Source organism: Blautia luti (genome assembly GCF_033096465.1).
Taxonomy (GTDB): Bacteria; Bacillota; Clostridia; order Lachnospirales; family Lachnospiraceae; genus Blautia_A; species Blautia_A luti.
This window is the reverse complement of sequence record NZ_AP028156.1, coordinates 734,558-750,540: the sequence shown is the minus strand read 5'-3', so window position 1 is coordinate 750,540 and position 15,983 is coordinate 734,558. Positions and strand designations below refer to the sequence as shown.

General features: G+C 45.8%; 14 protein-coding genes. 1 reads left to right on the top strand and 13 read right to left on the bottom strand.

The genetic code is table 11. The features are described from left to right. Positions 1 to 52: 52 nt before the first annotated feature. From R8695_RS03495 to R8695_RS03445, 11 genes are all read right to left on the bottom strand, one after another. Complete coding sequence (locus R8695_RS03495) at positions 53 to 1,378, bottom strand: CCA tRNA nucleotidyltransferase (protein WP_154780917.1); 1,326 nt, start codon at positions 1,376 to 1,378, stop codon at positions 53 to 55. A gap of 164 nt (positions 1,379 to 1,542) precedes the next feature. After that, on the bottom strand, positions 1,543 to 2,982 hold the full coding sequence (gene proS / locus R8695_RS03490; protein ID WP_118511236.1) for a proline--tRNA ligase: 1,440 nt from the start codon (positions 2,980 to 2,982) through the stop codon (positions 1,543 to 1,545). Between the two features lie 472 nt (positions 2,983 to 3,454). Beyond that, complete coding sequence (locus R8695_RS03485; protein ID WP_118511234.1) at positions 3,455 to 3,946, bottom strand: deoxycytidylate deaminase; 492 nt, start codon at positions 3,944 to 3,946, stop codon at positions 3,455 to 3,457. A gap of 69 nt (positions 3,947 to 4,015) precedes the next feature. Beyond that, complete coding sequence (rpiB, locus tag R8695_RS03480) at positions 4,016 to 4,447, bottom strand: ribose 5-phosphate isomerase B (protein ID WP_118511232.1); 432 nt, start codon at positions 4,445 to 4,447, stop codon at positions 4,016 to 4,018. A gap of 26 nt (positions 4,448 to 4,473) precedes the next feature. Continuing rightward, entirely contained in the window at positions 4,474 to 5,529 is a 1,056-nt protein-coding gene (locus R8695_RS03475; RefSeq protein ID WP_154780916.1) for an L-threonylcarbamoyladenylate synthase, read from the bottom strand. A 106-nt stretch (positions 5,530 to 5,635) separates the two neighbouring features. Then, the gene (locus R8695_RS03470) at positions 5,636 to 5,818 is read right to left on the bottom strand and encodes a hypothetical protein (RefSeq protein ID WP_154780915.1); all 183 of its coding nucleotides are present in this window, start codon (positions 5,816 to 5,818) and stop codon (positions 5,636 to 5,638) included. 12 nt (positions 5,819 to 5,830) lie between these two features. Next, positions 5,831 to 8,068, bottom strand: coding sequence for a DUF2298 domain-containing protein (locus tag R8695_RS03465; protein WP_154780914.1), 2,238 nt, complete (start codon positions 8,066 to 8,068; stop codon positions 5,831 to 5,833). Between the two features lie 29 nt (positions 8,069 to 8,097). Next, positions 8,098 to 10,083, bottom strand: a complete 1,986-nt coding sequence (locus R8695_RS03460) for a hypothetical protein (RefSeq protein ID WP_154780913.1) — start codon at positions 10,081 to 10,083, stop codon at positions 8,098 to 8,100. A 148-nt stretch (positions 10,084 to 10,231) separates the two neighbouring features. Next, entirely contained in the window at positions 10,232 to 10,930 is a 699-nt protein-coding gene (locus R8695_RS03455; protein WP_243139587.1) for an N-acetylmuramoyl-L-alanine amidase, read from the bottom strand. A 96-nt stretch (positions 10,931 to 11,026) separates the two neighbouring features. Then, positions 11,027 to 12,673, bottom strand: a complete 1,647-nt coding sequence (locus R8695_RS03450; RefSeq protein ID WP_154780912.1) for a glycosyl hydrolase family 18 protein — start codon at positions 12,671 to 12,673, stop codon at positions 11,027 to 11,029. Positions 12,674 to 12,977: 304 nt separating this feature from the next. Beyond that, positions 12,978 to 13,226, bottom strand: coding sequence for a hypothetical protein (locus tag R8695_RS03445; RefSeq protein WP_243139586.1), 249 nt, complete (start codon positions 13,224 to 13,226; stop codon positions 12,978 to 12,980). Positions 13,227 to 13,712: 486 nt separating this feature from the next. Between R8695_RS03445 and R8695_RS03440 the strand changes: the two genes are divergently transcribed. After that, positions 13,713 to 14,462, top strand: coding sequence for an adaptor protein MecA (locus tag R8695_RS03440; RefSeq protein ID WP_118511220.1), 750 nt, complete (start codon positions 13,713 to 13,715; stop codon positions 14,460 to 14,462). A gap of 226 nt (positions 14,463 to 14,688) precedes the next feature. On the opposite strand, the gene R8695_RS03435 is transcribed toward R8695_RS03440, so the two are convergent. Both R8695_RS03435 and R8695_RS03430 read right to left on the bottom strand, forming a co-directional pair. Next, positions 14,689 to 14,889, bottom strand: coding sequence for a DUF1858 domain-containing protein (locus tag R8695_RS03435; RefSeq protein WP_118511218.1), 201 nt, complete (start codon positions 14,887 to 14,889; stop codon positions 14,689 to 14,691). Between the two features lie 108 nt (positions 14,890 to 14,997). Further along, the gene (locus tag R8695_RS03430) at positions 14,998 to 15,978 is read right to left on the bottom strand and encodes an ABC transporter permease (protein ID WP_118511216.1); all 981 of its coding nucleotides are present in this window, start codon (positions 15,976 to 15,978) and stop codon (positions 14,998 to 15,000) included. Positions 15,979 to 15,983 lie beyond the last annotated feature (5 nt).

Below are 15,983 nucleotides of genomic sequence, written 5' to 3'. Positions count from 1 at the left end.
CTCTATACATATGAAAAAAATCCGGGGGATATACCCTCGGATTTCCATCTGTTTATTTCTCATCAAGCATGTCTAACAGTATTTCTTTCTGGTTCTTCTGTGGATCGGCAAGCACCTCTTCCAGCAGACGATTCAATGTTTCTCCAATCTCCCTGCCCGGCTTGTATCCGGCCTGAATCAGGTCTTTGCCTGTGACTGCCAGAGTTTTCAGGGATACGCACTGGTGCTCTTTCAGGATCACTTCATAGGCTTCTTTTACTTTATCCAGACGCTCCTGTTTCTCCTCACGTCTGTATTCGCTCTGTGCCAGCATATCTGCCTGCTGCACTTCCAGATAATAGGGAAAAAGATCCTCACCGATGCGATTCACTGCACGTCTTACAGATTTCGTCGTTCCCTCCGGTCTGTCGTCATGCCACTTCACCAGGCGGGTTACTTTGCGGATGGTGTCGTTGTCGAATTTCAGTCTGCGCAGGATCTGGCCCGCCATTTTTTCCCCCGCATCTCCATGAGTTTTGAAATGATCCCTGCCGTTTTCGTCTGTCTTTCGCACAACAGGTTTGCCGATATCATGAAGCAGCATGGTAATGCGCAGGACACGGTCTGCACGTACATAGTCAAGGCTGTGGAGGATGTGCTCTCCTACTGTGCAGCAGTGATGAGGGGTGTTCTGCGGTGTTTTCATGCAGGCATCGAATTCCGGCAGAAACTCTGCAGTGATCCCTGCTTCATAGGCCACTCTGAGGTAATCCGGATGAGGGGACATAAGAAGTTTCACAAGCTCCACCTGGATCCGCTCTGCACTGACATGTTTCAGATTGGGTGCCAGGACTTTCAGTGCCTTACGTGTTTCCTCTTCAATAGTAAAGCCAAGCTGCGCACTGAAACGGACTGCACGCATAATGCGGAGTGCATCCTCTGTAAAACGCTCCAGCGGATTTCCTACGCAGCAGATGATCTTTCTGTCGATATCCTCCATACCACCGAAGAGATCCACAAGTCCTCTGGAAGGATTGTAAGCCATGGCATTGATGGTAAAATCGCGGCGCTTTAAATCCTCCTCAAGGCTTGCGGTGAAGGTTACTTCTTTCGGATGTCTGCCGTCCTCGTATTCGCCGTCTACACGGTAGGTGGTAACCTCGTAGCCTTCTTTTTCCATAAGAACAGTCACAGTTCCGTGCTGCAGACCTGTATCCACAGTTCTGTGAAACAGACGCTTCACCTGCTCAGGTTTCGCAGATGTAGTGATATCCCAGTCATCCGGGGTACGCCCCAAGATAGAGTCGCGGACACAGCCGCCTACTACATAAGCCTCATAGCCTGCATTTTCCAGTATGTGCAAAATTGTCTCCGCGTTTTTCGGTATTTCCAGAATCATATGACCATCCTTATCTGTTATATTTATTATTGCGCTTTGCCTTCAACAGACTCCTAACACAAATCTTTCTATAAATTAGCTGCCTGTAACTTATCAAATTCTGAAAACCGGCATTCAGATATATTTTCTGCTGCCGGTTTTCTTTATTGTAATTTCTTCTGAAATTAGTATGCTCTTCCCCAGTAAACCATCTTCTTAGCCGGTTTTCCACAGCATACGCAGACATCACTTAAGTGTTCCTGTTCGAACGGCATACATCTGGATGTAGCCTGAACATCCTCTTTGATTTTGTCTTCACATGCACGGTCGCCGCACCACATAGCTTTTACGAAGCCTGGTTTGTTGACGATGGTGTCTTTGAATTCTTCGTAGTTTGTAGCAACATAAGTATGAGAATCTCTGTGTGCACGTGCGCGCTCCAGCATATCTTTCTGGACCGTTTCCAGGATCTCCTGTACTTTCTCTGCAAGCTCTTCGAATTTCACTGTGTATTTCTCTCTTGTATCACGACGGCAGATCACAGCCTGGCCGTTCTCGATATCCTTCGGGCCGCACTCGATACGTACCGGAATACCACGCATTTCCTGCTCTGCGAATTTGAATCCCGGGCTCTTGTCTGTGTCGTCTACTTTTACGCGGATTCCGGCTGCTTTTAATGCTGCAAACATCTCGTCTGCTTTCTCCAGAACCCCTTCTTTACGCTGCTGGATCGGGATGATCACTGCCTGTGTCGGAGCGATTCTCGGAGGCAGTACCAGACCGCTGTTGTCACCGTGTACCATGATGATGGCACCGATCATACGTGTTGTCATTCCCCAGGATGTCTGATGTACATACTGAAGTTTATTTTCTTTATCTGTATACTGGATGCCGAATGCTCTTGCAAATCCATCGCCGAAATTGTGGCTTGTACCGGACTGAAGGGCTTTTCCATCATGCATCAGAGACTCAATTGTATAAGTAGCTTCTGCGCCGGAGAATTTCTCTTTGTCAGTCTTCTGTCCCTTGATAACCGGGATCGCAAGTACTTCTTCGCAGAAGTCTGCATACAGGTTCAGCATCTGGATGGTACGTGCTTCTGCTTCCTCAGCTGTAGCATGAGCTGTATGGCCCTCCTGCCACAAGAACTCACGGGAACGAAGGAACGGACGTGTTGTCTTTTCCCAACGTACTACAGAACACCACTGATTGTATACTTTCGGAAGGTCTCTGTGGGACTGGATCTCTTTGGCATAGAAATCGCAGAATAATGTCTCGGATGTCGGACGTACGCACAGACGCTCCTGTAGCGGATCCAGACCACCATGAGTTACCCATGCAACTTCCGGTGCAAATCCTTCTACGTGATCTTTCTCTTTCTGAAGAAGAGATTCCGGGATAAAGATTGGCATGTATACGTTCTGTACGCCTGTTTCTTTGAATCTTCTGTCCAGTTCGTGCTGGATATTTTCCCAGATCGCATATCCTGCAGGTTTGATCGCCATGCAGCCTTTTACGCTGGTATATCCGCAAAGTTCAGCTTTCTTTACAACGTCGGTATACCACTGGGCGAAATCGTCTTCCATGGATGTGATGGCTTCTACCAGTTTCTTGTTGTTTGCCATGATTTTTCTCCTTTTTATGTGATTGTGTTGATCCTGACAGCGCATCAGGATATAGTCGCGGCGGAATGTGTATACTTCTTATTTTCTTTCAGATAAAATTGTCATATCTGCTTCACAGCACCACAATTTACCCATTTTATAATCCGGCAAAATCTGCCCTGTTACAAAAGACGAAAAAAAGAAGCCCAGCATCCCTCACAAGGGACCGAAAGGCTTCGGCGGTACCACCCTAATTAGCACTGTGCCCAAATGCCTGCACACTGCTCGCTCTTCTTCCCATAACGCAGGAAAAAACGCCGTACTTCAATTGCACGGGGCTCCGAGGCCGGTTCCATAATTCGCGCACAGAATCCTTCCACCCGATGGATTCCTCTCTGGGATTGCTCCTTATGTACTATTCTCTTCATCGCCGTAAATATTTCGCATTTGGTTTTATTTTATTTGAAATGGACGGATGTGTCAAGAGGAAGTTTTATACTTCGATTGTAATCTTCCGCCCGGTTCGGTTGTATTTATAATAACGAACTCCCGCTGCATCCAGCATTCTCTTGGAGGCGATCACTGCCGGTGTGTTGGCATATTTGTCGCAGTCATATACGATGGTCCTGATCCCTGACTGAATGATCGCCTTGGCACATTCGTTGCAGGGAAACAGTGAAACATAAAGTTTCGCCCCTTCCAGGCTTCCCCCTCTGTAATTAAGGATCGCATTCAGCTCACTGTGAGTCACATAGAAGTACTTGGTATGAAGATCATCTCCTTCTCTTGCCCATGGAAATTCATCATCTGAACATCCTTTCGGAAATCCGTTATACCCCATGGAAAGGATTTTGTTATCCTCACTTACGATACAGGCGCCTACCTGTGAATTAGGATCCTTGGAACGCATTCCTGACATCATGGCAACTCCCATGAAGTACTCATCCCATGATAAATAATCTGTACGTTTACAATTTTTATCCATGCTACTGTCCCCCTGTTAAAGAGAGCCAGAAACTGCGCCTCAGTCTCTGGCTGTTTTGTCTTTTTCTTTTTATTCCGTCTCAATCTGGTTAATTCTTCTGATGTGTCTCTCATCATTAGAGAATGGTGTATTTAAGAAAGTCTCCACAATCTTAACTGCAAGTCCCGGGCCTACAACTCTTCCGCCCAGTGCAAGGATATTGGCATCATTGTGAAGTCTTGTAGCTTCTGCTGTAAAGCAATCTGTGCAGACTGCTGCTCTGATTCCTTTGATCTTATTAGCTGTAATGGAAATTCCGATTCCTGTTCCGCAGATGAGAATTCCCTTCTCACATTCACCGTTCACAATGGCATGCGCAACTTTCTTTGCATAAACCGGATAATCTACAGATTCCAGGCTGTCACATCCGAAATCTTTATATTCGATACCCTTTTCGTCCAGATACTTCTTAATTTCCAGTTTTAATTCATATCCACCGTGATCACAACCTAAAGCTAACATTCCTTTTTTCCTCCTGATAAAAACTTTTATTCCTCCGCCCGAATAATCTTATGTCCCGCAGCTTTCAACAGGCGGTTCATAATAGCCTGTCCCATTTTCGGTGTATAAAACGCTTCTGAATAAATAGATTTGACCGCGCTCTGGTCAAAATCTCGAAGCACTTCATACAGATGATGGGCGATTGTTTCCTCTTCTTTCCGGCTTCCAATGCTGACTACCAGCCCTTCCGGATATCTGTCCTTCGTCTCATCTGTTGCAATAATACCAACCTGCTCACCCCGGGCTTTCGCCTCTGCTGCCAGCTCATTGATCTTCTTTACAACAGCTTCTTCTGTTCCTTCAACGATCGCCAGATCTGCCTTAGGCGCATAATGGCGATACTTCATCCCTGGTGCTTTCGGACGGACTTTACTGTCAGCTGCGATCAGTCCCTTATCCATCCGGACATCTCCCAGCGTCTCCTGCAGCATTTCCAGAGAAATATATCCTGGTCTCAGAACTACAGGCACGTCTTCTGTGAAATCAACGATCGTAGACTCAAGGCCGATCCCCACCTGGCCTCCGTCAATGATCATCTCAATAGCTTCCCCAAGATCCTCTTCTACATGCTGTGCAGTGGTGGGGCTTGGTCTTCCGGAAGTATTGGCACTTGGTGCAGCCACATAGCCGCCGGCAGCCTTGATCAGTTCCTGTGCGATCCTGTCACTTGGAAAACGAACTGCCACACTGTCCAGTCCTCCGGTAGTCTCCTTCGGCACCAGGTCAGACTTGGGAAGGATCATAGTAAGAGGACCCGGCCAGTATTTCTCAGCCAGGATCTTCGCCTTCTCCGGAATCTCTGCCACGATCGGTGTCAGTTTATCAAACTCTGCGATATGCACGATCAGAGGATTATCCGATGGTCTGCCCTTCGCAGCATAAATCTTCATAGATGCCTGAGGATTCAACGCATCCCCACCCAGACCATAAACAGTCTCCGTAGGAAACGCCACCAGACCACCCTGTTTCAAAATCTCTCCACCACGACGGATCGCTTCCATATCAAGACTGTCCGCTGTCATGGATACAACTTCTGCTTTCATTTTATTCCTGCTTTCTTTTGTTACTTTCTTTTGTTTATTGATTTATTTCATTTGTTGCTTTTTTTTTCCACAATTGTTATTGTACACGATTTTTCCATATTTGTCTCTAAATATCAAAAATTAATTGAATTTCTATCCATCGCAATGTAAGAAGGACTCCTACTTGCAGGATTCTCCGCCTGCGGCGGGTCACTTCAATGACATAATTCCTCTCCGCCGCAGTGCGATCCTGCCCGGAGGGCTTATAATTTCCTGTAAAATTATAAAATGGCGGCACAACTGCCGCCATTTTTTCACCTTCTTACTTATTAACTTTAATAATATAAGTACCATACTCCTCATCCCGGAATACCACGGTTCCGCAGGAGTTCAGGACTTCTTCGTTCAGTGTATCTGCGTATTTTTCTCTCTCTGTAGATCCTACGAAGATATACTCCACATTATATTTCTTCAGAAGTTCTTCCACCTCGCTCTGGTCTGTGGATGTGTAGATCTTCTCGATGTCCGCGCTCTTTTCATTCAGGTCTGCAGTGTCATTCCTCCAGAGCCATTCATGTACATACCAGCCCAGTACAGTCGGAAGACCTGTCATTGCAGAGACACGCTCATAATCTGTGTAACTGTCTCCGTTGGCTTCCAGGATTACCGGTGAATCCTTTATATTCTCCTTCATCCAGCGGATGGCAGATGCATCTTCCGCGAAATCATTCTCCAGGAAAGACGTCGCATCCAGGCCTTTATATCCTGACGGATCCAGCACATTTCCAAACCATGCATTGATACTGTTGCCGAAATAGCCAAAAGTCCAGCACAGAAGCACCAGTCCCACCACAGAGAATATTTTAAATACTTTCTGTCTGGCAGTCACCAGCATCCGGAAGATTCCGTATCCCATAGTCATACCGAAAAGTATATAAGCCTGATAGGTAAGCTTGAACATGGTATTGGCCCTGGCATTTCCATTCTCGTAAATATCCCTTACATAAACAAATTCCGGGATCAGTACAAGACCTATGGCACACAGTCCCATGATAATAGCGAAAAGATCCGGGAGATCAATCGCTTTCATCAGCCGGTACAATCCCCGGTTCTGGCCGCCTCGCAGCTTCTCCCACAGAATGCAGATGATCAGAAGTACTGTCAACACTGCCGGAAGCCCCCACAGTATCAGAAGCTGATGGATCATGGAGTGATACTGTGCAATTCCCACTCCCTGGAACATGGTATCAAATTTCAATGTAAAAGGCAGTATCACCAGATAGGATACCACTATGATCTCCACAGCCTGGGCGATAGTCACTGCCAGAACCTTCTTTATCTTTCCCTGGAACCGGATAATATTTGCGAAAAGGATGGTTCCTCCCGCCACTACGAAGTAAATAATAAAATCCCAGTAATTGGTAAACCGAAACATTCCGATCAGCACTGCTGCCAGCAGGATATGAGGCATGAGAAGCTGTCTTCTCCAGAAATTCACTCCATGATTTCTCTCCACCACTGCCTCTTTCTCCCTGACGCTCTTCATCCATGCATACAACAGACCTGTCAGGAACAGAACAAACATCACGTTCACCACATGCGCATGAAGATCTCCCAGCACAAAGGAATAGCACGGAAATTCATGAATGGTCTTATCCGGCACATCCGGATTATAACCGATATATCTGGTAGCATCCGGGAACCAGTAACTGTCTGGTTTCTTCCCCTGCAGTGTCTGGATCCACGGAATGATCTTGCAGTAAACCACATAATGCATGTTTCCCGCAATAGATACAGAAATTCCCGCAAGAATTCCGGATAAAGCAGGTACACAACGTTTCTTTCCTGTAAGATCCTTCCCCAGCTTGTCCACTGCCATCTGATGTATCAGAGAAAATGGAAATACAAAAGCGAAAGCCGCCACAAAAGTTCTCATAAGATTATAGGTCAGCTCAACCCGGCTGCCTGTAATCTTCGTGAGAAATACCGCGAAATACTGACCACCGTAATAGTAATTGATAGTTCCTTCCGAATACCACAGATCTTTTGCAGGAAGCGTAGTGCTCCGCATCATGGCTTCCATAAAACCATAATCCATGAATTTCTCTGTTCCATATGCCTGGGGTCTGAATCCGGCCAGATAGGTCCACATCAGAAATACTGCGAAAAACAGGATTTCCTCCCAGAAGATCAGTTCTGCTTTTCCCTCAGGTAAACAATCAATGCCTTTCTTCTGCTGACTGCGATAAAGCAGGATACATACAGCTGCACATACCAGGCACACTACGATACAGGTCACTGCTGTAAACGGAATGAGCTTCACAGCTACCAGAAACCAGGTGAGAAATCCAGCCACTGCAATGGCCAGAACCTTTGAAAACATCCACCCTTTATCTTCAAACCCTGCAAACAGGATCCCGGTCACAGGCATGGCAAGCATTCCCATGAGAAATGCCAGAATCCACCAGGTCCAGAATGTCCATACATCTCCTTTTAGTAAAAATACAGACAGCCCCATAAGAGCAGCTGCCAGAAGCACACGTGGTGCCAGTCGTTTCATTGGTAATATCCTCCTTTGCGATCTGTTATTTATGATTCTGAAGTTTTATAGATCCGGATGGAACCGCCGGGGTTCTCATATACCAGTTCATAATTCTCTGCGATCACATCTTCCCTGCAGTCCTGTCCTTCGAACTGGGAATCCTCTTCGTAGAGAATGTAGGTGATCTTCTCCTGCTTTACCAGATTCTTCAGAAGCTCACTGTCAGAAGTGGTATAAATCGTCACTGCCTGAGCAGCCCTGTAATACGTATCATATCCTGCTGACCATGCATAATACGGCCATCCGCAGTACAACATCACTCCGGACATCGTCACTTCATTGATACTGTATTCAGGCGTAAGCAGAAGATCATTTTTATCCAGATTCTCAGCCAGCCATGCGGTAAGTTCGCTGTTCATATTGATGGCGATCCTGTGTCCGTAACCGTTGCCTTTCAATATTACCACAAAGTCGTAGACACCAGTCACTGTCAGGCATACAGCCAGAACCACCGCCAGGATCTTCTTTATGACCTTTCCCCTCCACAGGCTGCACACTGCCCATGCCCAGAGGATTCCCAGGAAAGCATAGGAGATCATAATATACTTGTGGTTCACATTGATATCCACAGTCATGAGAATGGTAAATGCAAAAATGGTCGGGATCAGGAAGCTGACAGCCAGTACCCTTCCCTTTCTGCGCAGAAATACCACCAGACCAAGCAACCCCAGGAAAAAGATCCCGCCCATCCAGAACAGGTACTTCACCACGCCCCAGGGTGTTTTCTCCTCTGCCAGAAATCCCAGATACAACTGAAATCCCATGGCACTTCCCCGGATAAAAATCTTCGTCTGCAGAAAAGAAAAGAAAACCGTCACCAGGGCAGTGATCAGATAATCCAGTTTACCATCAGAAAAAATGGCAAATCCCATAAGGATCAGAAGTCCGCCGATCACAGCTGCACCGTTCCAGAATGCTCCCAGTCCCAGGAACAGTCCCATAAACAGTGCTTTCTCCGGCTGACGGCATTTCCAGGCCTCCGGCGCAGTGAACCGCTTTCCCAGCCACTGCAGGCCTTTTTCCTCATGGGAGATTCCTGCTTCCAGCCAGTCCATAAACAGATATAACGCCAGAGTCACCAGCAGAAGTCCGAATGCCAGATGTCTCTGGTTCAGATATACATTAAAGTTCCAAAGACCCCAGTTCTCATTCTCTGTGTAGCCGATAAATGCAGTATTCTCCTGCAGAACTGTCAGCAGGTCTCCTGCCTGCAGATGCTCCCACAGAAAACGCCAGAATGCCATTCCACTTCTGAAAAAGAAAAGAATGATCGTCCATATTCCGCAGCACATCCTGCCTGTGATCCGCAGTGCCAACTCATACAGCAGCATAAGAAATCCCAGCAGGGATCCGATACTGAGCAGATTATAGGCCAGGTCCAGCCGCAGTCCCAGATACTCCAGATTTCCAGCCAGGAACTGAAACATAAAATGATACTTCACATCCGCTCCTCCGAAATGCGGATACTGGGTCGGGAAATTATTTCCCAGGGAAAAGGATCTCATCATGGCAGTATGGGGTGCATAATCGCTACATACTGTCAGCCCTGCATACATCACTCCGTCTTTAATATAAAACACATAAAACATCATATATGTAATAAAGACCAGCAGGATTCCGAAAAATACCAGTTCTTTCCTGAAACGGCTCCTGTCAGTGACCATGGATTCCGGCTTCATGGGCTGTGCTTTCTTTTTCCTTCTGTATAGCAGGAATGCCAGAATCAGCACTGCTGCCGACAGCACGATCAGGTTTCCGTAAAGGAGAGGTCTGTCTGATCCTCCAGTCACACTGGCAAACCAGGAAATAATATAAACTGCCCATGTGACAACAAGAATCCCTGTGCCAAAGGAGGCAGGAAGTACCAGCCAGATGCGGTTGGTATCCGTACTGATTTCTTTCGGTCCTGTCAGAATCCCGGAGATTTCATATCCGATCAGCACTGACAGGATCAGGTAAATAATGCCAAGCATAATTATCCTCCTGTATTTTATTCACTTTTCACTGTTTCTGATTATAGCACACGGTATGGCTGATCTGTAATTTCTTCCGTATGCCGGCTCATTTCGGAAAATTCTGAAAACCATATACCAGTTTTTAACAGTATAGCAAATATCTTTTTTATTTAAAAGTATCTTCCCGCAAATATGTACAGATCCCCTCTGCCACTGCCTGTGCTATCTTCTGCTGATACTCTTCCTGCTGCAGAAGACCAGCTTCTTCCTGGTTTGTAAGAAAGCCACATTCCACAATATTTAGCACACTTTCACTTCTCTTCAGCAGATAATAGGTCTTATTCCCTTTCGGGGAACGGGGCCTTTTTACTTCCAGCCGGGTGTTCAGTTCTGTCTGGATCAGCTCTGCCAGTGTCTTTCCCTGGGCAGAATCTTCATAATAAAAGACCTGCGGTCCATATACAGCCGGATCCTGATAACTGTTCTGATGAATGCTTACACACAGCACCGGGGAATTCTCACGGATCAGCGCGATCCTTCGCTGCATATCCTGCGCCTTCTGATTTCTGGAATCTTCATCATACAGTCCCTGATCCTTCTCACGGGTCATGAGCACCGCAAATCCTTTCTCTTCCAGAACTTTTTTCAGTTTCAGGGCAATCTCCAGATTGATCCCCTTCTCCTCCAGTCCTCCCACACCGATCATTCCCGGATCTGCACCGCCGTGGCCTGCATCTACCAGTATCACCTGTGAACTCTCAGATCTGCTCATATTTCCTGCAGTCTGTGCTGCTTCCCTGGAAAGAATATAGAAACTCAGAAGCAGCAGACATGCCATAGCCAGTTCTATCCCATATTTCTTCAATATAATAACACCCCCTGGCATATTCATTTCAATATATGTCTCAGAGGGTGTTTTTAGCATCATGCTTTTTCTTTTGTGTTAATTATGATCAGATCTTCAGTTCAGATTGTCAGTAATCACCTGCCAGATTCCACTGTTCTCGAATCCCAGCTTCCATGCAGAAACACCTGCCAGTCCATATTTGGACACCAGCTTCACTTTCTCGGCAATGGACTGGGAATCTTCCAGCCAGATCTGGTATGTGGAATTATCCACATCATACGTTCCATAATTCTGGGAAGTAGTCTTATCCCAGTAGGTTTCCACATTATTCTCAGCGATCACCTGCTGCGCCTGATCCATTCCAATAGCCTCACTGGTCACTGCACCTCCTGTGGTATTCCACAGTCTGGTATAAAATGGAATTGCATTGATCACACGTTCTGCAGGAACTTCTTCCAGTGTATCCTGGATTCCCTTCTCTACCCATGGAAGAGAGGCAACGGAACCAGCTTCAGAACCAACGTAGTGCTCATCATATCCCATAATGATCACATAGTCCACCACACGTCCCTGTTCTGCACGGTCATAATGGCTGGTGAAATCCTCGGGAACCGGATTGTCTACAGAAAGTACCAGATTGTTCTTATGGCACTCTATAGAAAGCTCTCTTAAGAATTCCAGGAAGTGAATTCCCACATCTTCACTGAGAGATTCAAAATCCACATTAATTCCATCCATTCCCACACTGACAGCCGCCTGGATCAGCTGGCTGATGATATTCTGTCTGGCTGCAGTACTGGCCAGGGTTTCTGTTGTGCTCACATCCTGTGTGAAATTATCGATCAGTCCCCATACCTGCAGTCCCTTCTCATGAGCCTGAGATACATAATCTGCACTGGAAATATTGGCAATATTTCCTGCTGTATCTGTCAGATAAAACCAGGTAGGTGAGATCACATTTACCCCGGTCATATTGGCTGTGGCATCTGCGAAATATGCGTTGGCATCTGTGGATGTAACCTGATGCCATACCATATTTACCGGAGTATCCATGGTAATATAAGTATATTCTTCACTCTGGAAAGTACGGTCGATCACTGTCTGTGACACATCCCCAACTTTCTTTTTCTCTACATATCCGATATAACCGTCATCTGTGGCAACCTGATCCCAGTCCTCCAGTTCCTCGATCAGGCGAAGCCGGGTTCCCTTGGCTACCGTGGTAAGGACTTTGGATTTAATTCCGCCCCGGTAGCGTATTGCTGTCTTCTTATTAACTGTGACTGTTTTTATCTGATCAAACTGATACTGGATGGCCACACGGTAAGGATCCTTATATATGTAGGCATCAATATCCGTATACTGCTGTACATATGACAGGTTCAGGTAAACCGTATCATTTTTCAGCCATACCTGGTCTCCCGGCTCTGAAGCTGCCAGTGCAGTGGTCAGTTCTGACGGTGTGGCATAAAGTACCTGCTGGTTAGCTGAATCCCAGTAATATCTCTGGTTCAGATATGTGTTTACTACATCCAGCGGCAGATATATCTTATCGCCGTCTACCAGGCCTCTCTCTTCCAGCTGCTCTGTTCCCAGGATCAGGGCTGCCTCTCCGTCTGCCGGTTCTCCATAGTATTCATTCAGATCCATTTTCTCCTTGGTGGGAATATGGCGTATGATCACTGTGCTTAACACTCCGATCACTGCCACAAGAAGGATCAGAACTCCTACAGCCAATGCAGGCTTATATTTTCTGTCCATTTTTTTCTTCCTTTCGGTATAGTTTCGATATAGTCTGATACAATGCCAGGGTTCCGTTCTCAGATATTTTATCGTGTTGACACGAGCGCTTATGGATATCCTGCCTTCTTCCCCGCTATCTTTTATATTATACCATAGATCCTTACAGTTGTATTGCACAAATTATCGGTTCATATTTTTTTTATATTTATAAACACCCAAAAACCTCTGCTCCGGATGCATTTCTTCTTTTCTGTGGAGGCTGTCCGGCGGCATTATGGACCTCGGGGGAGATTCCATGTGATCTCAGACAGCCCCTCTTTGGTTATCTGTTTTCGATAAAATCGAAATCGACACGAGCAATGCGTCCTTTTTCATCCTCTACGTAATCCCGCATATAACCACCGCCCTCTGCGATCTGACAGGCTTTCGCAATGGACTTGGGAGAACTTGGTCTTCCATTCAGATAGAGTGGAATTCCCTGGGAGCGGTATTCTTTCAGTTCTTTTTTCAGTTCTTTTTTCAAGTCTTTCTTCAGATCTTTCCTGACACAGCTCTCTGTTTCATTCTCCAATGGTTTACACAGGTCTTTCTGAGTAGCCCGTGATATATTTTCCGTAAGTTGTCCTCCTTTCCTTTTTATATTTTTTAGAAAACACCATACAGGTTCCGGAAAAAACAATTTTCCCTGCTGATCTCTTTTTCATTTATAGGTTATCTTATATGGGAAATATGCCTATGCATTACCGCGGCAGGAACGCCGATGAATAAATGGTAACGCGGCCTGGAAATGTTATAATACTTTTAGCAGGTTCTTTTTGTTTTCTCCTGTTCTTCATTATACATACTTCTGTACAGGGTGCAAGAGCTTTTGTCAATTTGTTTATTTTTTTCGATTTTGTTCCCAAAATTTTTATAATTAGGTAAATTACTTATCTTTACATTTTGCAGTTTCCTGTTATATAATATAGTGTATATAATTATATTTAACCAAAGCATTTCGATGCCATGTCCCGTTTTCTCCGAAAACGGGCGTAAACAGAACAGGATGTGATAGAACATGAAAATAGAAAAGATCAACGACAATCAGATACGCTGCACCCTGACCAGAGAGGATCTGGAGAATCATCAGATCCGCATCAGCGAACTTGCTTACGGCACAGATAAAGCGAAGAAGCTTTTCCGCGACATGATGCAGCAGGCACAGATCCAGTTCGGATTTGAAGCTGATAATATCCCATTAATGATAGAAGCCATCCCTGTAAGCACAGAGAGCATCATCCTCATCATTACCAAGGTAGAGGATCCGGAAGAACTGGATACCCGTTTTTCCAAATTTGCTCCGTTTAAGGGAAAGGAACAGTCCAATACCATAGAGCTGGACGGCGCTGACAACATCATCGACATTTTCCAGAAACTCTATGAAGCCAAGGTAAAGAGTACACAGAAGAAAGAGAAGACAGCTCCGTCTGATACTCCTTCCGGCGACACAGCTCAGAGCAGCCCGGCTGCAGATGTGAACCTGATCCGTCTCTACGAATTTGACACACTGGATGACGTTATTGCAGCTGCCCACGGACTGAACAGCTATTTCACAGGTGAGAATACTTTATACAAGGATCTCTCCGACAGCAGCTATAAGCTGGTAGTACATCAGTCTTCCTGCTCTCCTGAGGAATTCAACCGGATCTGCAATATTCTCACAGAATACGGCAGTGGCAGAGCTTTCACCCTCTCCGGAGAAGCATTCCTGAAGGAACACGGAGAACTGATCTCCGAGTCAGCCCTTCAGCAGCTCACACAGTTATAAAATAATACCGCCATTTTCCTCTTTAAATAAGAGGAAAGTAGCGGTATTTTTATTTCTGTGATCCCTGCCTGTTTCACCAGTCTCACATCTTCTGCAAAGGCATTGGCAGACATGGCGATCACCGGCATCGTAATTCGGACAATTATACTTTGTTATTCTCATAAATTTTTATGGAACAAAAAAAGAACCACAGTCTCAAAACTGTGGTTCTCTCTCATCAATCTTATTATTCTCCAAGAAAATCATTGATCTGGTTTACCAGAACATCTGCATCCAGGCCATGAACCATAGCAGCCTCTTCCAGAGATTCCATCTGGGATGACGGGCATCCAAGGCAGTGCATTCCTGCTCTCATAAGAATTGGTGCAATATTAGGATCAACCTGAAGAAGCTGACCGATCAGCATATCTTTAGATACTTTAGCCATTGTTCGTTTCCTCCTTGTTTAACTGTATATACGGGCAACAACCCACTGTTGGTATTATAATACTATTTTACTCAGGAATCAACCAGAAAACTCCCCTTTTCCAATATTTTATCTCTCTTCCCTGAAATACGGAAGTCCCAGCGCGGCAGGCGGCTGATGTTCCTTCTTCTTTCGGAAACTGGTAAATACCAGCACGATAATGGTTACTACATAAGGAAGTGCCTTAAATACTTCCTGCATACTTCGTCCCAGTCCCGGGATATACAGATACAGAATATACAGCGCACCGAAGAGAAATGCTCCCCAGACAGCGTTCAGCGGTTTCCACAATGCAAAGATTACCAGTGCCACTGCCAGCCAGCCGCGGTCACCGAATCCGTTGTCTGTCCAGGTTCCGCCGGAGTATTCCATTACGAAATAAAGTCCCCCAAGTCCTGCAAGTCCTGCACCGATACAGGTAGACAGATATTTATATTTCGTAACGTTGATACCTGCTGCATCTGCTGTACCAGGATTCTCACCGATGGCACGGAGACTCAGGCCTGCTCTTGTCTTAAACAGGAAATAGGATAATACCACTGCTGCGATGATACACAGATAAGTCATAAATCCATAGTTAAACAACACACTTCCGATCACCGGGATCTTCGACAGTCCAGGAATCTTCGCTGTATAGGCACTGCCGGTTACTTTTACGGAAATCTGGCCCACACCACCTGCAAGTTTGGAAATGGAACCCCCGAAGAAGTTACCGAATCCTGTACCGAAGATGGTAAGTGCCAGACCTGTTACATTCTGGTTTACACGAAGTGTGATGGTCAGGATACTGTAGATCAGTCCGCCGATGGCTGCACAGGCGAATGCGCACAGGAAAGAGATCAGAACTCCCACCAGTGCATTGGGATCAGGATTGTCTTTCTCATAGAGAAAAGCTCCCATCAGGCCAGAAATACCGCCCATATACATAATTCCCGGAATCCCCAGGTTCAGGTTACCGGATTTCTCTGTCATGATCTCACCAAGCGCACCATAAAGAATACAGATGCCCTGGACAATTGCTTTTTGAATAAAGATGATCAGTACACTCATTGCAT